At 62.6% G+C, this 21,269-nt stretch carries 21 protein-coding genes and 1 tRNA gene; 9 read left to right on the forward strand and 13 right to left on the reverse strand.

Annotated features, from left to right (window positions below; translation table 11 throughout):
• Nucleotides 1-233, forward strand: a 233-nt coding sequence (locus AC1DVW_RS24175; RefSeq protein ID WP_477326451.1) for a transposase, incomplete at its 5' end; no start/stop codon positions are given.
• Between the two features lie 12 nt (nt 234-245).
• On the opposite strand, the gene denD is transcribed toward AC1DVW_RS24175, so the two are convergent.
• From denD to AC1DVW_RS24195, 4 genes are all read right to left on the reverse strand, one after another.
• On the reverse strand, nt 246-1,220 hold the full coding sequence (gene denD / locus AC1DVW_RS24180) for a D-erythronate dehydrogenase (RefSeq protein WP_477326453.1): 975 nt from the start codon (nt 1,218-1,220) through the stop codon (nt 246-248).
• A gap of 1 nt (nt 1,221) precedes the next feature.
• Nucleotides 1,222-1,428 carry a hypothetical protein gene (locus AC1DVW_RS24185; RefSeq protein ID WP_477248387.1) on the reverse strand — a complete coding sequence of 69 codons (207 nt, stop codon included), beginning with the start codon at nt 1,426-1,428 and terminating at the stop codon, nt 1,222-1,224.
• Nucleotides 1,429-1,488: 60 nt separating this feature from the next.
• Nucleotides 1,489-2,469 (reverse strand): cation diffusion facilitator family transporter, encoded by a 981-nt coding sequence (locus AC1DVW_RS24190; protein ID WP_477326455.1) that lies wholly within the window; start codon nt 2,467-2,469, stop codon nt 1,489-1,491.
• Between the two features lie 114 nt (nt 2,470-2,583).
• Nucleotides 2,584-3,270 carry a GNAT family N-acetyltransferase gene (locus AC1DVW_RS24195; RefSeq protein ID WP_477326457.1) on the reverse strand — a complete coding sequence of 229 codons (687 nt, stop codon included), beginning with the start codon at nt 3,268-3,270 and terminating at the stop codon, nt 2,584-2,586.
• An 83-nt stretch (nt 3,271-3,353) separates the two neighbouring features.
• Here AC1DVW_RS24195 and AC1DVW_RS24200 point away from each other — a divergent pair, with 83 nt between their 5' ends.
• Complete coding sequence (locus tag AC1DVW_RS24200; RefSeq protein WP_477326459.1) at nt 3,354-4,538, forward strand: pyridoxal phosphate-dependent aminotransferase; 1,185 nt, start codon at nt 3,354-3,356, stop codon at nt 4,536-4,538.
• Between the two features lie 3 nt (nt 4,539-4,541).
• On the opposite strand, the gene AC1DVW_RS24205 is transcribed toward AC1DVW_RS24200, so the two are convergent.
• Genes AC1DVW_RS24205 through AC1DVW_RS24215 form a run of 3 tightly spaced genes read right to left on the reverse strand, consistent with a single transcriptional unit; the run spans nt 4,542 to nt 6,811 of the window.
• Nucleotides 4,542-5,282: an MBL fold metallo-hydrolase gene (locus AC1DVW_RS24205; protein ID WP_477326461.1), complete on the reverse strand. Its 741-nt coding sequence runs from the start codon at nt 5,280-5,282 to the stop codon at nt 4,542-4,544.
• The gene (locus tag AC1DVW_RS24210) at nt 5,282-5,959 is read right to left on the reverse strand and encodes an amino acid ABC transporter permease (protein WP_477326463.1); all 678 of its coding nucleotides are present in this window, start codon (nt 5,957-5,959) and stop codon (nt 5,282-5,284) included. Before AC1DVW_RS24210 ends, AC1DVW_RS24205 begins: the two co-directional genes overlap by 1 nt.
• A 12-nt stretch (nt 5,960-5,971) precedes the next feature.
• Nucleotides 5,972-6,811 (reverse strand): transporter substrate-binding domain-containing protein, encoded by an 840-nt coding sequence (locus tag AC1DVW_RS24215; RefSeq protein ID WP_477326465.1) that lies wholly within the window; start codon nt 6,809-6,811, stop codon nt 5,972-5,974.
• Between the two features lie 131 nt (nt 6,812-6,942).
• On the opposite strand from AC1DVW_RS24215, the gene AC1DVW_RS24220 reads away from it, so the two are divergent.
• The gene (locus tag AC1DVW_RS24220; protein WP_477326467.1) at nt 6,943-7,839 is read left to right on the forward strand and encodes a LysR substrate-binding domain-containing protein; all 897 of its coding nucleotides are present in this window, start codon (nt 6,943-6,945) and stop codon (nt 7,837-7,839) included.
• Between the two features lie 26 nt (nt 7,840-7,865).
• On the opposite strand, the gene AC1DVW_RS24225 is transcribed toward AC1DVW_RS24220, so the two are convergent.
• Complete coding sequence (locus AC1DVW_RS24225; RefSeq protein ID WP_477326469.1) at nt 7,866-8,627, reverse strand: SDR family oxidoreductase; 762 nt, start codon at nt 8,625-8,627, stop codon at nt 7,866-7,868.
• A gap of 236 nt (nt 8,628-8,863) precedes the next feature.
• Nucleotides 8,864-9,613 carry a tellurite resistance TerB family protein gene (locus AC1DVW_RS24230; RefSeq protein ID WP_477273135.1) on the reverse strand — a complete coding sequence of 250 codons (750 nt, stop codon included), beginning with the start codon at nt 9,611-9,613 and terminating at the stop codon, nt 8,864-8,866.
• A 183-nt stretch (nt 9,614-9,796) separates the two neighbouring features.
• Here AC1DVW_RS24230 and AC1DVW_RS24235 point away from each other — a divergent pair, with 183 nt between their 5' ends.
• Nucleotides 9,797-10,159: a YybH family protein gene (locus tag AC1DVW_RS24235; protein ID WP_477326471.1), complete on the forward strand. Its 363-nt coding sequence runs from the start codon at nt 9,797-9,799 to the stop codon at nt 10,157-10,159.
• Nucleotides 10,160-10,193: 34 nt separating this feature from the next.
• Here AC1DVW_RS24235 and trhO read toward each other — a convergent pair whose 3' ends face one another.
• Nucleotides 10,194-11,117 carry an oxygen-dependent tRNA uridine(34) hydroxylase TrhO gene (trhO, locus tag AC1DVW_RS24240; RefSeq protein WP_477273139.1) on the reverse strand — a complete coding sequence of 308 codons (924 nt, stop codon included), beginning with the start codon at nt 11,115-11,117 and terminating at the stop codon, nt 10,194-10,196.
• Nucleotides 11,118-11,308: 191 nt separating this feature from the next.
• Between trhO and AC1DVW_RS24245 the strand changes: the two genes are divergently transcribed.
• Nucleotides 11,309-11,947 (forward strand): 2-dehydro-3-deoxy-phosphogluconate aldolase, encoded by a 639-nt coding sequence (locus tag AC1DVW_RS24245; RefSeq protein ID WP_477273141.1) that lies wholly within the window; start codon nt 11,309-11,311, stop codon nt 11,945-11,947.
• A 359-nt stretch (nt 11,948-12,306) separates the two neighbouring features.
• Here the strand turns inward: AC1DVW_RS24245 and AC1DVW_RS24250 are convergent.
• The 3 genes from AC1DVW_RS24250 to AC1DVW_RS24260 all read right to left on the reverse strand — a co-directional run bounded on the left by AC1DVW_RS24250 (nt 12,307) and on the right by AC1DVW_RS24260 (nt 16,212).
• Nucleotides 12,307-12,380, reverse strand: a tRNA-Gln gene (locus tag AC1DVW_RS24250).
• A gap of 136 nt (nt 12,381-12,516) precedes the next feature.
• Entirely contained in the window at nt 12,517-14,304 is a 1,788-nt protein-coding gene (gene mepK, locus AC1DVW_RS24255) for a peptidoglycan L,D-endopeptidase MepK (RefSeq protein ID WP_477248411.1), read from the reverse strand.
• 381 nt (nt 14,305-14,685) lie between these two features.
• A complete protein-coding gene (locus AC1DVW_RS24260) occupies nt 14,686-16,212 on the reverse strand; it encodes a sigma-54-dependent transcriptional regulator (protein WP_477248413.1) in 1,527 nt (508 codons plus the stop codon).
• 149 nt (nt 16,213-16,361) lie between these two features.
• Between AC1DVW_RS24260 and AC1DVW_RS24265 the strand changes: the two genes are divergently transcribed.
• The 4 genes from AC1DVW_RS24265 to AC1DVW_RS24280 all read left to right on the forward strand — a co-directional run bounded on the left by AC1DVW_RS24265 (nt 16,362) and on the right by AC1DVW_RS24280 (nt 21,269).
• Entirely contained in the window at nt 16,362-18,200 is a 1,839-nt protein-coding gene (locus AC1DVW_RS24265) for a M3 family oligoendopeptidase (RefSeq protein ID WP_477248415.1), read from the forward strand.
• A gap of 377 nt (nt 18,201-18,577) precedes the next feature.
• Entirely contained in the window at nt 18,578-19,345 is a 768-nt protein-coding gene (locus tag AC1DVW_RS24270; protein WP_477326473.1) for a proton-conducting membrane transporter, read from the forward strand.
• Nucleotides 19,346-19,512: 167 nt separating this feature from the next.
• Complete coding sequence (locus tag AC1DVW_RS24275; RefSeq protein WP_477326475.1) at nt 19,513-20,658, forward strand: aminodeoxychorismate synthase component I; 1,146 nt, start codon at nt 19,513-19,515, stop codon at nt 20,656-20,658.
• Nucleotides 20,607-21,269 carry an aminotransferase class IV family protein gene (locus AC1DVW_RS24280; protein ID WP_477326477.1) on the forward strand — a complete coding sequence of 221 codons (663 nt, stop codon included), beginning with the start codon at nt 20,607-20,609 and terminating at the stop codon, nt 21,267-21,269. Before AC1DVW_RS24275 ends, AC1DVW_RS24280 begins: the two co-directional genes overlap by 52 nt.

The raw sequence follows: 21,269 nt of genomic DNA on the forward strand, positions 1-21,269 counted from the left end.
AGGCCGTGCGCCGCGCCATCCGCTCGGCCGGCGCCAGGCTGTTCTTGCTGCCCAAATACTCGCCTGACCTGAACCCCATCGAGAAGCTCTTTGCAAAGCTAAAGCATTGGCTCCGTAAGGCTGCCAAGCGTACCGTCGAAACCGTCTGTGACGCCATCGGCCAAATCCTCGGCACCGTCTCTTCAACCGAATGCAGAAATTACTTCACAGAGGCAGGCTATGCGCCAACCTAGATTCATCCCGCTCTAACTTATCTTGCCGCCCAACTCGTCTTCGATATGGGCGCGGATAATGTCGTCGAAGCTGGTTTCGGCGACAAAGCCAAGCTCCCTTGAGCGCCGCGCCTCGAACCGGGTTGGCCAGCCCTTGACGATCGCCCAGATCGTGTCGTCGGGTTCTTCGCGGATCAGCTTCACCGCCTTGGCCCCGGCAATGCGCTCCAGCGCCTCGATCTGCTCGCCGACGGTAACGGCGACGCCGGGCATTGTCAGATTGCGGCGCGGCCCGACGGCATTGCCGTCGATCCCCGCGGCATGGATCAGGAAACCAACCGCCGAGCGCGGGCTGGCATGGGTGTGGACCACCGAGCGCGGCACCGGCAGGATCGCCTCCTGGCCGCTCAACGGCTCGCGGATGATGCCGGAGAAGAAGCTGGAAGCCGCTTTGTTGGGCTTGCCTGGCCTCACACAGATGGTCGGCAGCCTGATGCCGATGCCGTCGAAGAAGCCGCGCCTGGAGTAATCTGCCAGCAGCGCTTCGCTCATCTGCTTTTGCGTGCCATAGGAGGTCAGCGGCGTCGGATGGAATTCGTCCGGGATGACATCCGGGAACGGTGCACCGAACACGGCGATGGACGAGGTGAAGACGACACGCGGCGCAAAGCCGGCCAGCCGGATCGCGTCAAACAGCGCCCTTGTGCCGTCGAGATTGACGCGGTAGCCGAGATCGAAATTGGCTTCCGCCTCGCCCGACACGATGCCGGCGAGATGGAAGACGATATCGGGACGCGAAGCCACCAGGCTTGCGGTTGCACCGGGTGCCGCGAGATCGCCGGTATGGATGGAAACGGCCACGCCTTCCATCGCCGGCGCCTGCGGCGGCACGATATCGTGCAGGTCGAGCGCCGTGATCTTGTGGCCGTTGAGCGTTCCGTCCTCTGCTAGCCGGGCGATGAGCTTGCGGCCGACCATGCCTGCCGCGCCGGTAATCAGAATGCGCATGTCAAAGACCCTTTTTGCGTTGGCTGCGGGCGCGCAGCCAGAACACGGCGAAGAACGCCACCAGGAAAATAGCCGCGACAATGCCGGCCAGGACGGTGGAGACGCTGCCAACCGCCAGCATCACCGTTGGCAGCCAATAGGCGGCGAGGCCAAACAGCAGCATGATCCACGCCGCCGCGATCAGCGCGTTGCGCGTGTCGCGATCCACTACGCGCGCCCGCTGCGGCGGAAATTCAGTCTCGTTGCCAATGTCATGGAGGTCCCTGCGTCAGTGATAATGGCCATGATGCGGCACCGTACCATGCGCATGATCATGGTCGTTGTCATGCTCGTCGTCGGCGCAGTGGCCGAATTCCGGTTCGACGGTGGCATGACTGATGCCATGCTCGGCGGCAAGCCGTTTCTTGATGGCGCTGACCGCCATGTGCGCATCGACGCCGTCGTTGAGACAGGCATGCAATGTCGCCATGTTGCTGGAACCGTCGAGGGACCAGACATGCATGTGATGCACCTCGCGCACGCCCTTGACCTTCGCCTCGATATCCTTGGCGATCAGGTCGCGATCGAGGCTGGCCGGCACGCCTTCGAGCAGGACATGGGCGGCCTCGCGCATCAGCGACCAGGCAGTGGACAGGATCAGCAGCGAGACCAGCACCGACAGGATCGGATCGATCGGCGTCCAGCCGGTTGCCAGGATGACCACGGCAGCTACAATGGCTGCCGCCGAGCCGAGCAGATCGCCGAGCACATGCAGGATGGCGCCGCGCATGTTCAGGCTGTCGCGGTCGCCGCCATGCAGCACGAAGAACGAGCCGATGTTGACCAGCAAGCCGAGGATCGCAACCACCAGCATCGGCCCGCCGAGCACCGGCGCCGGCGTCAGCAGGCGCCCCCAGGCCTCGTAGACGATCCACAGCGCAATGGCGAAGATGGCGATGCCGTTGGTGTAGGCCACCAGGGTTTTGACCCGGCCGAAACCGTAGGTGAGACGGACTGTCGCCGGTCGTCCCGCCAGATGAAACGCATACCAGGCCAGGCCGAGCGCGATCGCGTCGGCGAGCATGTGGCCGGCATCCGCCAGCAGTGCCAGCGAGCCCGTGAGCAGGCCGCCAAGCGCTTCCGCGACCATGAAGCCGGCGGTCAGGCACGCCGCAATCAGCACGCGTTTCTTGTCGGTCGAGCCGTGCACATGACCGGCGCCATGGCTGTGGTCGTGCCCTTGCGCACCATGGTCGTGGCTATGCGCCATCATCCAACTCCCGCTAGAGCCTGATCCATCCCGATAAGATCGGCATGGAGGCTCTATCTTCTTGTTTGACCATGATCTTGTCCGAAAACCGGTTTCCACTTTTCAGGATCATGGTTAGGCGCCAAACTCGGCGCGGAAATCCTCAAGCCGTCGCTTCTGCCCACCGTCACCATCGAAATTGGCCGGATCGAGCCATGCCTCATAGGCACTGCGCAGCGCTGGCCACTCCTTGTCGATGATCGAATACCACGCCGTATCGCGGTTTTCACCCTTGACCACAAGATGCTGGCGGAAAATGCCCTCGAACTTGAAGCCGAAACGCTCGGCCGCGCGCTTCGACGGCTCGTTGCGGTTGTTGCATTTCCATTCGTAGCGGCGATAGCCGAGGTCGTCGAAGATGTATTTCATGAACAGGAATTGCGCTTCGGTCGCCGCGGGCTTGCGCGAAATCAGCGGGCCCCAATAGATGTTGCCGATCTCGATGACGCCATAGGCTGCATCGATGCGCATCAGCGTCTGGCGCCCGGCGACCTTGCCGCTGGCCTTGTCGATGACGGTGAAGAACAGTGGGTCCTCGCTGGCTTCCACTCTGTCCAGCCATGGCTGGAAGTCGGCGCGGGTCTGCGGCGGATAGTCGGGCAGCCAGGCGAAACGGCCGCCTATATCGGCCACCGACGACGCCTCGTACAGGCCGTCGCCATGCTTTGCGGCGCTCAACGGCTCGAGCCTGGCATAGCGGCCGTCGATGACCTTGCGTTCGGGACGCGGGCGAGGCTGCCAATTCTTGAGATTTTCCGACACGCAAGACTCCAATCCGTTTGACATTTGCGAGCGGACGCTCACAAAAACGCACGCCCAGGGAAAGAACCACACGGACGGGAAAAATGCTCCACACGATTTCGGCCTTCGACCGTCTCGGCGAGGAAAATGCTTTTGCGGTGCTGGCGCGGGCGACAGCATTGGCGCACCAAGGCCGCGATATCGTCAATCTCGGCATTGGCCAGCCCGACTTCAAGACGCCGCAGCACATTGTCGAAGCGGCGATCAAGGCACTGCGCGACGGCCATCATGGCTACACGCCGGCCAACGGCCTGCTGGCGACGCGCGAGGCGGTGGTGCGGCGCACGCTGACCACCACCGGCATCGAGGTCTCCCCGGAGAATGTGATGATCTTGCCCGGCGGCAAGCCGACCATGTTCGCCGCGATCCTGATGTTCGGCGAGCCGGACACTGAGATCCTCTATCCCGATCCCGGTTTTCCGATCTACCGCTCGATGATCGAGTTCACCGGTGCGGCGCCCATTCCGGTGCCGATGCGCGAGGCAAACGGCTTTGCCTTTTCGGCCGAGGAAACGCTGGCGCTGATCACGCCAAAAACCAGGCTCCTGATCCTCAACTCGCCGGCCAACCCGACCGGCGGCGTCACGCCGCGGGTCGAGATCGAGAAGCTGGTCAAGGGGCTCGAGGCGCACCCGCATGTCGCCATCCTCTCCGACGAGATCTATGACGTCATGACCTATGATGGCGAGACGCATTGCTCGTTGCTCACCTTCCCGGAAATCCGCGACCGGCTGATCGTGCTCAACGGCTGGTCGAAGACCTGGGCGATGACCGGCTGGCGCATGGGCTGGTCGATCTGGCCGAATGGCGACAAGGGCGCCCATCTCTACGACAAGGTGCGCAAGCTGGCGGTCAATTGCTGGTCCTGCGTCAACGCGCCGAGCCAGTATGCCGGAATCGCGGCGATCGACGGCCCGCAGGACGACGTCGACAAGATGATGCGCGCCTTCGACAACCGCAGGAAGGTCGTTGTCGAGGGGCTGAATGCGCTCCCCGGCGTTTCCTGCATCACGCCGAAGGGCGCCTTCTATGCCTTTCCCAATGTCTCGAAGACCGGCTGGAAAGCAAAAAAGCTTGCCTCGGCATTGCTTGAGGATGCCGGCGTGGCGCTGATCGGCGGGCCCGATTTCGGCATTCTTGGCGAAGGCTACATCAGGCTGTCCTACGCCAACTCCGAAGAGAACATCTTGCGCGCGCTGGAGCGGATCGAGGCGTTTCTGGCGAAGTGACGCTCAGCTGTCCAGATAGGTTGTTGCAATCGATCGCAGTTCGTTCTGGTCGATCATCTCACCGTGCCCGCAATATGCCCTGCTGAATTCTATTTCCAGAAGCCGTTGCATGGTTTTCCGATAGGCCTGCACGTCCGAACCCGGAAGATCGTCGACCAATCGCCCGCGATAGATCGCATCGCCGGCCAGGAAGTCGCCGTTGCGTTCATCAAGAAGCCCGAGCGACCCCGGCGAATGACCCGGGAGGTGAAGGACCAGAAACGACCTGTCGCCTGTCTCTATGATGCTGCCTTCATCCACAATTCGCGACAATGGCGCTGGTCTGATCTGGAAACACTTGGGCGACCATGCCGGATACGGTGACCTGCTCACTGCATCCGTCTGCGCACGGAAGAGATGAGCCAATGTGTGCTCATCCGCCATGGCTTCGAAAAGCGCTGACTCGTCGCGATGGCCGGCTCTCGTCTCGAACTCGCTCAATGCGCCGACGTGATCGACATGGATGTGCGTTGCAACGGCTACAACCGGCTTGCCAGGCATGAGGTCCAGAATCGGCCTGAGAGGCACGAGACCCATCCCGCCGTCGATGACGAGATCGACATCGCGCCCGCGAACATGAAAGACATTGCTTCTGAAATAGGGATGGACGTGCGGCTCCCATATCCGCGTGATGCCTTGCCCCAGCGCTTCGCGTGAAAACCAGTCGGAAGCACGCTGCACCTCGCCGGCGGCTGTGAACGACATCAACGATGTCCCCGCGCAAGCATCCGCTCGATCTTCATCTGAAAGACGGTCAGAACCGAAACCATCGACATGTAGTAGATCAGTGCAGCGCCATACCATTCCAGGAAGCGAAAGCTGGTGGCGATGGCAAACTGGGTGACGGTCATGAGCTCCTTCAGGGAGATCACCGTCGCCAGCGAGGTCGCTTTCAACAACGAAATGAACTCGTTGACCAGGGACGGCAGCGCGACGCGAAGCGCCTGAGGCAAGACGATCAGGAAGAATATCTGGCCTCGGTGCAGGCCAAGAGCCGCCGCCCCTTCCGATTGTCCCTTGCCTATGGATGCGTAGGAACTGCGAAAGATCTCGGTCAGGTAGGCAATCTGGATCAGCGTCAAGGCAAGAAACGCCGCGAGGAACGGCGTGAACCAACTCGATCGGAAGACCGTCGAGATTTGCGGCAGCCCGTTCCACACGAACAGCAGGACGAGCAGCGCCGGCGCTCCGCGAAAAAGCCAGACAAAGGCGGCAATCAAGAAACGCACCCAACGCCGCTTCGACGTCGCCAACGCCGCTGTTGCCAGCGATATCGCCAAGGCAACGGACATCACGAAAACCGAAAGCATCAATGTCAGCAAGGCCCCCTTGGCGAGGGGCCAGCCGAACAATGCCGTCAGGAAGAGCTTGTTGTCGAACACGGCAGCCCTTCCTCAATTGGTCGCGTGCTTGACGTCGGTGGCAGTCGCGGGGAGGGTCCACTTCTTCAGCAGCGTCGCCATCTCGCCGCTCGCCTGCATCGCCTCGATCGCCTTGACCAGTTGCTGGCGATCATCGCTGCTTTTTCTCAGGTAGATTCCGTAGGTTTCACCGCCGCCATAGTTGTACGGAATTTGCAGCTGGCCCGGCATCTGCTGCATGCGAAATGCTGCCGTCGTGTCCTGGGTGATTGTTGCAGCGGCTCGCCCGACCAGGATCTGCTGGATGACGCCAGACGCAGAGGGGTAGGTCTGTATTTCGGCTGGCGCCTTGCCGGCCTTCGTCAATTCGGCGTTCAGATCGGCGGCTGTCTTTTCGTAATTGGTACCGGCCTCGATCGCCAGCACCTTGCCGCTCAAATCCTGCGGGGTCTTGGTTGCCTCATCGGCGACAGCCGTCACCATAACGACATTGGAGATGAAGTAGGGAACCGCATCATAGGCCTTGAGGCGCTCGGGGGTAACCAGGATGCCGGAAGCGACCAGATCGCAGCGCTCGGCGCCGAGTGATGGCAACAGCCCCTTGAAATCGCCAACGACATATTTGGTGGTGGCGTTCCACTGCTTGGCGATCGCATCGACGACATCGACTTCGAAACCGACAAGCTTCTCGTCACCCGGATTCTGGTAATATTGCATGGGCGGGAAATCACCACCGGTGCAGACATTCAGCACGCCGTTCCGGACCAGTTTAGAATCCGTGGCCTGTGCCGCTGGCATGGTGATTGAAAGAGCAATGAGGATCGTTCCGCCAAGCGCAAATTTGGCTGCGGCGGAGATCGGCGCATGAAACATTTCGAGGTCCCCTTTTGTTTTTTGTGACGGCCGGATGGCAGCGCGGGGAACGTTATGTTGCTAGTTTTCTTCAAACAAGCTAAATCTTTAGAGGAAAATATGAGCAGTTTTTCTAAACTATCAAGGTCGAAATGAGCCTGCCATCCCTTCATTCGCTTCGTGCTTTCGAGAGCGTTTCGCGGTTGGGCAACATCGCTGCCGCAGCCGCCGAACTGCATGTGACGCCGGGCGCCATCAGCCAGCAATTGCGCGCGCTGCAGTTGTCGCTCGGCCTCGACCTGCTCGAGAAGCGCGGCCGCCGCCTCGTGCTGACCGAGCGCGGGGCTGCGTTGCAGAAGAGCGTGGGCATCGCCATGCAGCAAATATCGGAATCGATCCGTGAAATATCGGCCGATGCCTACAGCACGGCCGCCAAGGCGACTCTCAGCGTGTCGGTGCCTTCGGTCTTCGGAACCACATGGCTGGCGGCCCGGATCTTTCGGTTTCTCGATGCGAACCCGGATATTCGCATGCGGATGCACACGGCGGTGGCCTTCGAGGAGATCGACTGGCGAAAAGTCGATGTCGCCATCGTCTATGGGAATCCACCCTGGGCTGGATTTTGGTGGCGGATGCTGCACAGCATCTACGCGGCACCAGTGTGCAGTCCGCAATTGCTGCGGGGCCTAAACGCTATTCGAGAACCCCGCGACGTTCTGAAACACCGCCTGCTCCACGAAGACGACGGCGACCAGTGGAGGCGTTGGCTAGCGGAAGCGCGCGTGCCACATGCGGTGGAGTCCGATATCTATTTCGACAACTTTGCCATGGTGCTACAGGCCGCGCGCGACGGTCATGGTGTCGCCCTCACAAACGATATCATTTCCTTCAGAGACCTTGATGAGGGCCGACTTGTGCAACCCTTGACGCTCGGCGTTCCCTCCGCACGAAACTATCACTGCATCTGCCACGAAGAAGGCTTGGCAAATCCAGCTATCGGCCGGTTTGTCGACTGGCTGGTCGATCAGGCGTCGCGACGGTCAGGCTGACATGCGATGACGGCGCCAGGGTCAAATCATCCGCGCCCGACGAACGGCATCTTGGTCGCCATCACGGTCATGAAAAGCACATTGGCGTCGAGCGGCAGGCTGGCCATGTGGACGACGGCGTCGGCGACGCGCTGAACATCCATCACCGCTTCGGCGGCGATACTGCCATTGGCCTGCGGCACGCCAACCGTCATCGCTTGCGCCATGTCGGTCAGCGCATTGCCGATGTCGATCTGGCCGCAGGCGATGTCAAAGGGCCTGCCGTCCAGCGCCAGCGTCTTGGTGAGGCCCGTGATGGCATGCTTGGTCGCCGTATAGGGCACCGAGCCCGGCCGTGGCGCATAGGCCGATACCGAGCCATTGTTGATGATGCGGCCGCCCATCGGCTTTTGCTTGCGCATGGCGCCGAAGGCAGCACGCGCGCACAGGAACGAGCCAGTGAGATTGACGCCGACGATATCGTTCCACACCTCGACCGGGATCTCGTCGATCGGTGTCGACTTGTAGCTCATGCCGGCATTGTTGAAGAGCAGGTCGACGCGCCCGAAAGCCGCAAGCACCGTCTCGAACAAGTCATCGACCTGATCGGCCTTGCTGATGTCGCAGGCAACCGCCAAGGCCTTGGCTTGCGTTGGCCCGGCTTCCGCGATCGCAGCGTCCAGGACCGGCTTGCGGCGGCCGCAGAACACCGTGTTCCAGCCGGCCTTCAGCAGCGCCGTGGCGACGCTCTTGCCGATACCGGTGCCGGCGCCGGTGACGATGGCGGTTTTCTTAGTGATGGCTGTCATCGCCGTCCCCCCTGATCATGGCTGGAAGAACATGTGGCATCGCAAATGATGACAGCTATGGCAAGGCGCTCGAAGGGAGCGTGCCCGACAAAAAGGGCGGTCATTGGCGACCGCCCCTGATCTGAATCGGGCTTGGGAGGAGGAAAAGCCGATCCGACTGGCTAGAATCATGCGCTTGCTAGGTTAACGAGACGTTAGCGCGAAACGGTGTCCGACTCCGCACTCTCGTTTGAAGCCTACCAGCGTGGGTTCGGCGCCGTCCCGGCCTTGGCCTTGCCTGAAGCCGGCACCTGTGCCGCCGACACGGTCGCTTCGACATGGTCGACCAGCGCGTCCGGCAGGCCGAGCCGGCCGGCCAGCAGGTCGAGATAGCCGCGTTCGGCACGCGTGTCGGGATCGATGGTGAGGCGCGACGCGGTGTAGAGCTCAAGCTTCTGCGCGTCGGTCTTGGCGCCGGCGACCAGCGTATCGAGGTCGAGCGGGCTCTCCAGCTCCGACATCAGGAACTTCTCCGCTTCCGTGCCGATGCCCGCTAGGCTGAGCTTGCCGGCGATCTTCTGGCGTTCGTCATCGTCGACATGGCCGTCGGCCTTGGCCGCCGAGATCATCGCCCGCACCAGCGTCAGCGTGAACTCATCCTCGCCCTGCGGCGCTTGCGAGGGATGGAAGGCGGTGTCGGCGGGCGGCGGCAGCAGTTCCGGCTCGCCGGCGGCCGGCGCCTGCTCGGGCGCATTGCCGGCCTTGTAGTTCTGGTAGGCCTTGTAGGCGAGGCCGCCGATCGCGGCCAGTCCGCCGAGCTTGATGGCGGTGCCCGTTACCTGGCGTCCGGTGCCGGTCCCAAGCAGCACCGCGGCCAGCGCGCCGGCCGCCAGCGGATTGTCCTTGGCCATCTGCACCGCCTGCCCGGCCTTGTCGCGGACGGTGCCGCTGGTGCCGGGAATTTGCGAGCCGAGCAGATCGTCGAGGAGCTTCTTGGGATCGAACATCAATGCCTCCAGAATTTGCCCAGCCAAACGGGCAGGTTTCGAACGTCAGAGAGGTAGGCCCCGCATATGGACATTACAATGACGGGCGAGCGCTTTGCCAGCAGCGGCGGAAATCGACGTGTCGAAACAGACTTCGGCTTCGGCTAGTGTCACGCTCCCCAACTGGATTGTCTGGAGCGTCGCATGACCGATGAATCAAGCCGTGAACCCGCACGTGATCCTCAGGATCTCGAGCGCCTGTTGATTGATCGGCAGTGGGTGGGAGACATTGACGGCATGGTTGCGTTGTTCGAACCCGATGCCGTCATCGATAGCGGCGAGGCTGAATTGACGCGCGGCCGCGAAGCGATCCGCGCGCTGTATGCCGCGTTTGCCGCGACCGGGCGAAAATTCCAGCGCGGAGAGCAGCGCCCGGCGGCGATCAACGGTGACCTGGCGCTGACGTCGACCCGGCTTCCCGACGGCACGGTGACCTCCGAGGTCGCCCGTCGGCAAAGCGACGGCACGTGGCTGTGGGTGATCGACCGCTATTCCGTCGCCTGGTGACGCAATCAGAGTCCGCGCCGGCGCTCCGCCAACGCTAGCTGCCGATATGCGGCCCCCTGCCCTGGGCCTGCGCCAGCTCGACCTGGCGCTGCCGCTCGGCATAGCGGGCGCGATCCTCGTCCGAGCGAGCCTCAAAGCAATGCGGGCATGAGACGCCGGCGGCATAGTTCGGCGACAGGCGATCCTCTAGCGTCAACGGATGGCGGCAGGCGCGGCAGAGTTCGGCATCACCCTCGGTAAGGCCGTGCGACACCGAAACGCGCTCGTCGAAGACGAAGCACTCGCCTTGCCACAGGCTTTCCTCGGCCGGCACCTCTTCGAGATATTTCAGAATGCCGCCCTTTAGGTGAAACACATCCTCGACGCCCAGCGACTTCACATAGGCTGTCGCCTTCTCGCAGCGTATGCCGCCGGTACAGAACATGGCGACCTTCCTGCCGTCGAATTCGTCCCGATGTTTTTCGACCCAGGCCGGGAATTGACGAAAGCTCGCCGTTGCCGGATCGACCGCGCCCTTGAAAGTGCCGATCGACACTTCGTAGGCGTTGCGAGTGTCGATGACGATCGTGTCCGGGTCCGCGATCAGCGCGTTCCAGTCCGCCGGCGCGACATAGGTGCCGGCACTTCTCGCCGGATCGATATCCTCGACACCCATGGTGACGATCTCGCGCTTGAGCCGCACCTTCATGCGGTGGAACGGCATCGTCTCGGCGCTACTGTATTTGACTTCGAGACCGGCGAGACCCTCGATGGTTTCCAGGTGATCGATCAGTTCAGCGATTGCCGCCTCGCTGCCGGCAACCGTGCCGTTGATGCCCTCATGCGCCAGAAGCAGCGTGCCCTTGATGCCGCGTCCGCAGCAGAAGGCGGCGAGCGGCGCACGCAACGCCTCGAAAGCATCGAGCCGCGCAAAGCGGTAGAGCGCCGCAACGCGCAAAGGTTGATTGGACAGTGTCATTGCCAAGCCACTAAACGCTTGCGAAAGCCGATTCAAGGCAAGGCCAGCACACCAGTCTTTCCATGACTGACGCAGCGACTCGATTCAGGGCATTGCCGGCCATGCGTGACATCGCGACACGCTTGCCTTCGTGGACAGAAAAACGGCCTTCTGCTAATCGGTTGAATTGTTCGAAGCCGGAGAGACGACAAATGCCCAGCAAGACCGAAAAGCTCCTGTCGCTCCTCAATGGCCAGCCGGTCATCCCGGTGTTGAAGATCGCCAATGTCGCCGACGCCGTGCCGCTCGCGCGGGCGCTCGCCGCCGGCGGCCTGCCGGCGATCGAGATCACGCTCAGGACAGCCGATGCACTGGAGGCGATCCGCCGCGTCGCCGGCGAAGTCGAGGGCGCCATCGTCGGCTCCGGCACCATTCTCGATGCCAAGCAGTTCGACGAGGCGGCGGCCGCAGGCTCGAAATTCATCGTCAGCCCCGGCATCACCCGCGAACTGCTGGCGGCGGCGAAGGACAGCGAGGTTCCGTTGCTGCCCGGCGCCATCACGCCGGGCGAAATCATGGCCGCCCGCGAGGCCGGCCTGCGTTTCCTGAAATTCTTCCCGGCCGAACAATCGGGCGGCATCGCCTCGCTGAAGGCGTTCGCCTCGCCGCTTGCCGACGTGAAATTCTGCCCGACCGGCGGCATTTCGGCCAAGAACGCTGCCGATTATCTGAGCCTGCCCAACGTCATCTGCGTCGGTGGCTCCTGGGTGGCCCCGGACGAATTGGTCAAGGCCGGCAAGTGGGATGAGATCGAAGCGCTGGCGCGGGCCGCGAGCAAACTCGGGAAGTAAGCCCAAAAAAGCCCGTCCGGCTTTCGCCGACCGGCTCGCTTCTTCGAATGCCTCAGTTGCAGACTTTGACCTTCTCGACGACCCTGTGGTGGTGGACCCAATGCGTAACCCACTTGGTCCTGCAGTGATGCTTTCCGGTCTTGATGATCACGGTTTCAGCCTGCGTTGGAAGCGATCGCGGCCGAAACTGCCGCCAGCGCCAGAACTGACGCCAATAGAATGTTTTTCATTGAAATCCCCAGGTTGGAACAAACCTAGCCCCATCCCGGAAAAGGCTGGGGTGTTCCACCATCACGGGAAGTTCAGTCCTGCGTGATCTTGCAGGCCCAAGGGGCGCGAAAAGCATCATTTGAGGAAGCTGGTTCCCGCTCATGGGCTCGAACCACGATTCACGCCTTCAAAGGGCGCTGTCCTACCATTAGACGAAGCGGGAGAAAGGTGGCTTGGTGGTTAGCATCCCAGCGCGATGAAGGCCAGCGCCGTGTGGAAAAGACCGACCAGTAGAATTTCCTTAAAACAAAAAACCGCGCGGGTTGCCCGGCGCGGCTTTGGTGGCATTCGGCCAGACGTTACTTGGTCTGGAAGCGGGCGACAGAAAGGAACTTGATTGCGTTGCCGGTGAACCGGTTGGCGTCGGCCATCTGGTTGTCCTGCTGGAAGCCGGCCGTGTAGACCTCGCTCGGCGCCGTACGCACCAGGTTGTAGGCAAAGCGCGGCGCCGTCGTGGAGTCTGAAACGGTGGCGACATACTCGCCGCTGTGCAGCGCCCAGCGCGCCGCCTGCGGCGCGGCGGCAACCACCACCGCTTTCGGTCCCGGCTTCAGGTCGCGGGCGGTGGCCCTGGCTTCCTTGCGCGTGGTCTTCACACCGGCGCCGATTGCTGCAGCCGGATCGGAACCGGCCGGGCGGGCGGCGATGGCATCGCGCGGCGAAGCGGCATCGACACCGGACGGGTCGTTGAACGCCGAGCGCGGCTGAAGCGAGGCGACCTGATAGCCGTCGGTGACGCCGGCCTGCTCGAGAACAGCCTTGACCTCATCCGGACGCTGCGACGGCAGCACCGAGAAGGCGTCGGTAGCGGTCTGGTTGTGTGATGCCGTATCCGCCAGCGCCAACAGCACGTCCTTGTCCTGCGGTGCGAGATCGGCCGGCAGCGAACGGTCGGGACGCCAGGTCGGCAACGGAATGTTGTTGACCGCGACCTGCGCCGGGTCGGCGATTGTAGAGGGATCCGCCATGCCGAAAGGAACGCTCGTCGGCGCTTGCGCCGTCGCCACCGTCTGCTCGGTTGTGGCGGTGGCATCGGCGGTGCCGAACGGAACATTTTCAGGTGTCTGCGCGCCGACATCAGCCTTCGGACGCGGTGCGAAATCAGGCAACGGAATCTCTTTGGCCGGCAGCGCCGCGATGATCGTCGCCGGCGTGTCCTGCTGCGGCTCCGAATCGGCAGCGTCATCGGCAAGCTGCGGAATCTCGGCACGCTGCGCATCCTGCGGCGCCACAATGGTTATGCCGGGAAGGTTGCTGCTCTTGGCGGTCGGCTTCACGCTCTTCAACTTGGGAGCGGGGGCGGCCGAAGCCGTCTCGACATCGGCGCTGTCATCGGCCTCGTCGTCGCCGCCGCCAAAGAAAGCAGCAAGGAAGCCACCGGACTTCTTGGTGCTGCCGCCAGCACTTGCCAGTTCGATGGCGGGGGCGCCAGAACCCTTGCGCGCCTTGTAGGAGGCGAGCGCCTGCGCATAGCCCGGCAGCGGCTTGCCGTCGCTCGGCACATGCAGCGTCTTGCCGTTGGGAAATACACTCACCAGTTCCTGACGGCTGATGCCGGGCCAATGGCGCACATTGCCGACATCCATGTGGACGAAGGGCGAGCCGGAGGTCGGATAATAGCCGACGCCGCCACCTTGCATCTTGAGACCGATGTTACGCAGCTTCTTTAGCGGCACGCCGGGAATGTAGAAGTCCATTGCCCTGCCCAGCATATGCTGGCTTTTCTCGGCAACGCCCCGGCTGCGGCTGCGCAGCATCGAGTTGGTGGCCGGCGAGCGATAGCCGCAGACGACCTGGATGTAGTCGGTGGCACCGCTTTCCCGGTAGGCTTCCCAGACCAGGTCCAGCAAGCGCGGATCCATCTTGGTCGGCTCGTTGCGACGCCAGTCGCGCAGGATGATGTTGATCTTCCTCAGCCCCTCGGGGACATAGCGGCCATTGCGCTTGTAAACGATCTCGGCCTTTTCGTGCGTGTGGAGATGATACAGCTTGAGCGAACGTGTTTCCGCGCTGGCGCCGGTTGCAGCCGCGGAAAGGAAACAAACAGCAAGAATCACCGCTGCCAGCCATCTCGGCCAGACGCTCATGTGATAGTGCCGCCCGTTTGTGTGTCGTTCGACTCTGTTCAAATCAAAAGGCCCTGCAGGCTGCCGTTTGTCCCCGGATTTGCCCAAACGGATGCGTCGTTTTCACATCCGAATATCGATCCTAATGGTTAATCATCGCTTATTGAAGCCGAAATGCGGTAACACCGTGGCGATATCCCGTCAAAAATATTGCACAGGGTTTCTTGGTAAACTGCTGGTTTAGATCAGGTTTCAGCCTTTTGCAGCAACACGATCTGTTACCGTTGGCCTTAATGCGTGAACAGCAGCACACATACGTCGTCCCAGCCTGCCACATTCCGGCTTTGACGCCTGAATCAAGGCCGCATTATGATTGGGGAAACTGGTCCCGGCCTTGCGCCGTCAGGATGCTAGCCGGTCGACGCGGCCGGTTTCCGGGTCGATACCGTATTCCTTGAGCTTCCGGTAGAGCGTCGAGCGGCCAATGCCGAGGCGGCGGGCGACCTCGCTCATCTGGCCGCTATAGTGGTCGATCGCCAGCTTGATCATTTCCAACTCGACATCGGCCAGCGCGCGCACATTGCCGCGCTCGTCCAGCGCCCGCAGCGTGCCGAAACGCGGCTGCAGCCTGGCCGGAGGATCGAGTTCGGTCGCAACGGCACCGCCATCGTCTTGCGGCTCGCTGCCCGGGATCGAGCCGGGTTGGGGCAATGCGGCATACGCATCGAGATTGACGGTGCCGTCCACCTGCGCCCGGATCTGCGGAAACTCCTCCGTGGTCAACACATCGCCTTCGGCAAGCACTGAGGCCCTGAACACTGCGTTTTCCAGCTGCCGGATGTTTCCCGGCCAATCATAGGCCTGCAGCATGGCAAGTGCTGCATCCGAAATGCCGAGCAGTCGGTGGCGCGAATCGACGGGCGCAACCTTCTCCATGAAGTGCGTGACCAGATAGGGAATATCGTCGCGACGGTCGCGCAGCGGCGGTACGAAGATCGGATAGACATTCAGCCGGTAGAACAGGTCCTCGCGGAACTTGCCGTCCTTGACCTGCTGCAAAAGGTTCCGGTGCGTTGCCGAGATCAGCCTGATGTCGACCCTGACGGTCGAACGGCCGCCGACCGGATCGACCTCGCCATCCTGAACGGCGCGCAGAAGCTTGACCTGCACGTCGAGCGGCAGGTCGCCGATCTCGTCGAGGAACAGCGTGCCCGAATGCGCCTCGACGAACTTGCCCGTGTGTTTTTCGGTGGCACCGGTGAACGACCCTTTTTCGTGGCCGAACAGGATCGATTCGACCAGATTATCGGGGATGGCGCCGCAATTGACGGTGACGAAGGGTCTTGAGCGGCGGTCGCCGCTGCCCTGGATGGCACGCGCCACCAGTTCCTTGCCGACGCCCGACTCGCCCTCGATCAGGATCGGGATGTTGGAGGCCGCCGCCTTCTGGCCGAGACGGATCACCCGGTCCATCGCCGGGCTGTGCGTGATCATGTCCTTGAAGGTCAGATGGCCGCCGCGCCGTCGCGACGTGCGCTTGACCTCGTCCTCGACCGCCTCGACCTTGAGCGCGTTGCCGATCGACGTCTGCAGTCGGTCGGGAGAAGCCGGTTTGACGACAAAATCGAAAGCACCGTGCCGCATCGCCGAAACGACGGTTTCGATGCCGCCCTGGGCGGTCTGCACGATAACAGGGATATGGATGCCGCGCTCGCGCATGGCCTTCAGCACGCCGATGCCGTCGAGGCCCGGCATGACAAGATCGAGGATGATCGCCGACACATCGCCTGCATTGGGCCCGTCGAGGACCGCGAGCCCGGCTTCGCCGCCATCGGCAACGATCGCGGTGTGGCCGAACCGCGTCACTGCCGCCTCGAGCAGCCTGCGCTGCACGGGATCGTCATCGACTATGAGTATGGAACCTGTCATGACTGCTCTGAATTACCCGCCCGATTGTATCCGCCCTATGGATCATCTTGGCACAGGGTTCTAAATAAGGTTTCAAAAAACCCGGTGAATGAATTCCTTAGGATTTGACCGGCTTGTCCTTTCCCCTTGATTCCGGAAGGTTATTGTTGATGCGCATGGTTCCAGGTGGGCAGCTTGCTGCGGCGGCGTCCGGTCAGGGCGCAGCGGAGCTTGGCGATCTGCCGGAGTGGAACCTCGCCGATCTCTATCCCGGCATGGAAGCGCCCGAGCTGAAGCGCGACATCGCCAAGGCAGCAAGCGATGCCACCGCCTTCGAGAATCGCTGGAAAGGCACGCTGGCCGCCGAGGCCGGACGTGGCAGCGCCGGCAAGTTGGGCGAGGCGCTTGCCGCCTATGAGGCGCTCGAGGAACTGATCGGCCGCATCGTCTCCTATGCCGGTCTGGTCTATGCCGGCAACACGGCCGACCCGCAGCGCGCCAAACTCTATGGCGACATTCAGGAGAAGATGACCGACGCCAGCGCGCATCTCCTGTTTTTCGCGCTCGAACTGAACCTGATCGACGATGCCGCGATCGAGGACGCGCTTGCATCCGACCCGGGCTTCGCCCACTACCGGCCTTGGGTGCTCGATCTGCGCATGGACAAGCCTTACCAGCTCGAGGATCGCGTCGAGCAGCTCTTCCACGAAAAGTCGATTACCGGGCGCGGTGCCTGGAACCGGCTGTTCGACGAGACGATGACCGATCTGCGCTTCGACATCGACGGCGAGGAACTGGCGCTCGAGCCGGCGCTGAACCGCCTGCAGGACGCCGACAGTGAGGTGCGCCGCCGGGCTTCCGAGGCGCTGGCCGCAACCTTCCGCAAGAATTTGCGCACCTTCACGCTGATCACCAACACGCTGGCCAAGGACAAGGAGATTTCAGACCGTTGGCGCGGCTTCGAGGACATCGCCGATTCACGCCATCTCGCCAACCGCGTCGAGCGCAGCGTGGTCGATGCGCTGGCGTCGGCCGTTCGCGACGCCTATCCGCGCCTGTCGCATCGCTATTACGCGATGAAGGCGCGCTGGCTCGGCATGGACGTGATGAACCATTGGGACCGCAACGCGCCATTGCCGGAGACGCCGCAGGCGGTGATTGGCTGGGACGAGGCGAAGAACACGGTGCTGTCCGCCTACCAGCGCTTTTCACCCGACATGGCGGAAATCGCCAGGGTCTTCTTCGACCGCAACTGGATCGACGCACCGGTCAGGCCGGGCAAGTCGCCGGGCGCGTTTGCACATCCGACGGTGCCGTCGGCGCATCCCTATGTGCTGCTCAACTATATGGGCAAGCCGCGCGATGTGATGACGCTGGCGCACGAACTCGGCCACGGCGTGCACCAGGTGCTGGCCGGCGGCCAGGGCGCGCTGATGGCCTCGACGCCGCTGACGCTGGCCGAGACGGCATCCGTCTTCGGCGAGATGCTGACCTTCCGCTCGCTGCTCGACCAGACCACCGACAAGCGCGAGCGCAAGGCCATGCTCGCGCAGAAGGTCGAGGACATGATCAACACGGTCGTGCGCCAGATCGCCTTCTACGAGTTCGAGCGCAAGGTGCATGCCGAGCGCAAGAACGGCGAACTGACCTCCGACAAGCTCGGCCAGTTCTGGCTGGAAGTGCAGGCGGAGAGCCTCGGGCCGGCGATCAAATTGCGCGAGGGCTACGAGGTCTTCTGGACCTACATCCCGCACTTCATCCACTCGCCCTTCTACGTCTATGCCTATGCCTTCGGCGATTGCCTGGTGAACTCGCTCTATGCCGTCTACCAGAATGCCGAACGCGGTTTTCAGGACAAGTATTTCGAGATGCTGCGCGCCGGCGGCACCAAGCACCATTCGGAGCTTCTGGCGCCCTTCGGCCTCGACGCCACCGACCCCGCCTTCTGGCAGATCGGACTTGGCGTGATCGGCGGACTGATCGACGAACTGGAAGCGCTGGACAACTGACCCGCACCGGCATGGCGTCAGCTGGCGGGTCGACCAGAACAGTTTACCGGGAATGCATGTTGAGACGCTCTATTCTTGCTCTAAATATTTGTTCTTGAACAACTCTGCGTGGAAATTTTCCGTTAGCTTTCCGTAGGCTGTATGGTAGCGTCGCGCTTGAAGCTCAGCCGGGCTCGCGGCTCCGGCCGGCAAGATTTCGGCCGGTCGTGGCGGCTCGGCGAATGCGACAACGACCGTTGGCCATGGGCGGGAAGCCGATCCCCGACAGTCGATCAAGAAGCCGGCTGTTCTGCGAACCGCCGAACCACCATTGATTGATCCTTCGCCAAGGTCATGACTTTTAGGCCACGGCGGGCGGATCTGACCGGAGAGAGACAATGGGCACTTTTATCTACATCCTCCTGGCGTTCCTTGTAGGCGTGTTGGTTGGCTGGTTTCTCTGGGGGCGTCTGCGCGGCGAGCTTGACAGCCTGCGCGGCGACATGGACCGCACGCGCAGCGAGCGTGACAGATTGCGTGCCGATTCCGACCGCCTGACCGGCGAGCTGAATGCATGCGGCAAGACCCGCGCCGATCTCGAGCGCCGGCTGCGCGAAACGCAAGCGGCACCCGCCAAGCCCGGCCCGGCAAAGGCAGCTGGCCAGGCGCCGGCAGCCCTGATGTCAACGCCGGCGGCGGCCAAGTCCGCACCGGCCAAACCGGCGGCGGCCAAATCTGCGGCGGCCAAGCCCGCGCCAGCAAAGCCGGCGGCTGCCAAGCCTGCGGCCGCAAAACCAGCCGCAGCCAAGACGGCAGCCGCGCCAAAGGCCGCCGCCCCCAAGGCGGCTGCGTCAAAGGCAAATGCCGCACAGGCCGCGCCAACGGCAACGACAGCAGCGCCGGCCGCCGGCAAGGCCGACAATCTGCGCCGCCTGATCGGCATCGGCCCGGTCAACGAGAAACTGCTCAAGGGCCTTGGCGTCACAACCTACGCCCAGATCGCCGGCTGGACCGCCGACGACGTCAAACGGATCGAGGACGTTCTGAACTTCGACGGCCGCATCGCGCGTGAGCACTGGATCGAGCAGGCGAAGCTTCTGGCCGCCGGCGACGAGACGGAATTCGCCAAGCAGTTCCCGACCGCCGGAACCGCCAACAACACCTGAGCCCGGCAACAAGACTGCATTTGGAACAAGGCGGCGTCCCCGGACGCCGCCTTTGTCTTTTGGCCGTAACCACCTTTGCGTCTTCAGACGCCGTTCCCTCGATTGCGCGCGGTCACCCCCCCATATAGAGCCATCACTGGCGCCATCGACTGCAGCATCCGAGCCTCATGTCCCTGCCCTCTGCAATTTTCCGCAATGATGAAAGCGGCCGTCAGCTCGTTTTCGACCGTCCGGCTGAAATCATCGTCGCAAACACGGCTGAGGATTTCCTGCCGGCGTTGCAGGCCGCGCAGGCAGCAACCGATGCCGGCAAATGGCTGGCTGGCTATTTCTCCTACGAGGCCGGCTATCTGCTCGAGCCAAAACTTGTTCCGCTGCTGCCGGCAGGTCGACGCGCTCCACTCGTTTGTCTGGGTGTCTTCGATGCTCCGGTCGAACAGGCCCTGCCGCATCGTGGCGCGCCGGCCACCAACGGTCCGATCTTCGACGCCAAAGCCGACTGGTCTTCAAAGGACTACTCGGAACGCTTTGCGCGGCTGCACGACCACATCCGCAAGGGCGACTGCTATCAGGGCAATCTGACCTTTCCGATCCATGCGCAGTGGTCGGGTGATCCGCTCGCCGCCTTCGACGCGCTGACCGAACGCCAGCCGGTGAAATATGGCGCGCTGGTCGCGCTCGGCGACCCGATCGTTCTGTCGCGCTCACCGGAGCTGTTCTTCCAGATCGGCACTGAGGGCATCATCGAAACCCATCCGATGAAGGGCACCGCACCGCGCGGCGCGACCAAGGCGGAAGACGCGCGGCTGAAAGCGTTTTTGCGCAACGACGAGAAGAACCAGGCCGAGAACCGGATGATCGTCGACCTCTTGCGCAACGACATCTCGCTGATCAGCGAGGTCGGCACGCTGGAGGTGCCGGAGCTGTTTCGCATCGAAAGCTATCCGACCGTCCACCAAATGGTCAGCCGCGTGCGGGCAAAGCTTCTGCCGGATCTCACCATCCGCCAGATCTTTGCGGCGCTGTTTCCCTGCGGCTCGATCACCGGCGCGCCGAAAATCCGCGCCATGGAAATCCTGCACGAGCTGGAAGGCGTGCCGCGCGATGTCTATTGCGGCGCCATCGGCTGGATCGCGCCTGAGGGCATGATGCGCTTTTCGGTGGCGATCCGCACCATCTCGCTCTTCTCCAGCGGCGAAGCCGTCTACAATGTCGGCGGCGGCGTCGTCTTCGATTCGACGGCCGAGGAGGAGTACCAGGAGTGTCTGCTGAAAGCGCGCTTCGCGACGGGAACGCCGCCGACTTCGAACTGATCGAAACCATGCGCTGGGAGCCTGGAACAGGCTTCCTCCGTTTCGACCGCCACCTTGCACGCCTCTATGGCTCGGCAGCTGAACTCGGCTTCGCCTGCGATCCGCAGAAGGTCGGCGAGGTGTTGATGGATACGGTCGGCCGACAAGGCATCGCCCTGCGTACTCGGCTCGTTCTCTCGCGCAACGGCAAGGCGACGGCTGCTGCCCAGCCTTTTGAACCACTCGCCGCCAACAAGGTCTGGCGGCTGCAGCTGGCCCGGGTGCGGCTGGATTCGAACGACACCCTGCTGCGCCACAAGACCAGCCGGCGGCATTCCTATCAGCGGGCTCGTTCCGAGTACCTGATCAGCCAGGCCGACGAAGTGCTTCTGGCCAATGAGCGCGGCGAAATCTGCGAGGGCACCATCAGCAATATCTTCGCCGATTTCGGCGATGGCGTGCTGGCGACACCCCGGCTCGACTGCGGCCTGCTGCCTGGCGTATTGCGCGGCGCGTTGCTGGATGAAGGCCGAGCCCGGGAAGCGATCTACACCTTGGATGATCTGAAGTCGGCCAAGGCGCTTTTTGTCGGCAATTCCTTGCGCGGTTTGATCCCCGCACGGCTAGGCTGA

It is taken from the genome of Mesorhizobium sp. P3_B5, from assembly GCF_056402815.1.

Coding starts and splice junctions, on each gene's coding strand:
- denD (WP_477326453.1), bottom strand. CDS start 1,220: ATGCGCATTCTGATTACCGGCGCGGCAGGCATGGTCGGCCGCAAGCTC.
- AC1DVW_RS24190 (WP_477326455.1), bottom strand. CDS start 2,469: ATGGCGCATAGCCACGACCATGGTGCGCAAGGGCACGACCACAGCCAT.
- AC1DVW_RS24200 (WP_477326459.1), top strand. CDS start 3,354: ATGCTCCACACGATTTCGGCCTTCGACCGTCTCGGCGAGGAAAATGCT.
- AC1DVW_RS24205 (WP_477326461.1), bottom strand. CDS start 5,282: ATGTCGTTCACAGCCGCCGGCGAGGTGCAGCGTGCTTCCGACTGGTTT.
- AC1DVW_RS24215 (WP_477326465.1), bottom strand. CDS start 6,811: ATGTTTCATGCGCCGATCTCCGCCGCAGCCAAATTTGCGCTTGGCGGA.
- AC1DVW_RS24220 (WP_477326467.1), top strand. CDS start 6,943: ATGAGCCTGCCATCCCTTCATTCGCTTCGTGCTTTCGAGAGCGTTTCG.
- AC1DVW_RS24225 (WP_477326469.1), bottom strand. CDS start 8,627: ATGACAGCCATCACTAAGAAAACCGCCATCGTCACCGGCGCCGGCACC.
- AC1DVW_RS24230 (WP_477273135.1), bottom strand. CDS start 9,613: ATGTTCGATCCCAAGAAGCTCCTCGACGATCTGCTCGGCTCGCAAATT.
- AC1DVW_RS24235 (WP_477326471.1), top strand. CDS start 9,797: ATGACCGATGAATCAAGCCGTGAACCCGCACGTGATCCTCAGGATCTC.
- trhO (WP_477273139.1), bottom strand. CDS start 11,117: ATGACACTGTCCAATCAACCTTTGCGCGTTGCGGCGCTCTACCGCTTT.
- AC1DVW_RS24245 (WP_477273141.1), top strand. CDS start 11,309: ATGCCCAGCAAGACCGAAAAGCTCCTGTCGCTCCTCAATGGCCAGCCG.
- mepK (WP_477248411.1), bottom strand. CDS start 14,304: ATGAGCGTCTGGCCGAGATGGCTGGCAGCGGTGATTCTTGCTGTTTGT.
- AC1DVW_RS24260 (WP_477248413.1), bottom strand. CDS start 16,212: ATGACAGGTTCCATACTCATAGTCGATGACGATCCCGTGCAGCGCAGG.
- AC1DVW_RS24265 (WP_477248415.1), top strand. CDS start 16,362: ATGCGCATGGTTCCAGGTGGGCAGCTTGCTGCGGCGGCGTCCGGTCAG.
- AC1DVW_RS24270 (WP_477326473.1), top strand. CDS start 18,578: ATGGGCACTTTTATCTACATCCTCCTGGCGTTCCTTGTAGGCGTGTTG.
- AC1DVW_RS24275 (WP_477326475.1), top strand. CDS start 19,513: ATGTCCCTGCCCTCTGCAATTTTCCGCAATGATGAAAGCGGCCGTCAG.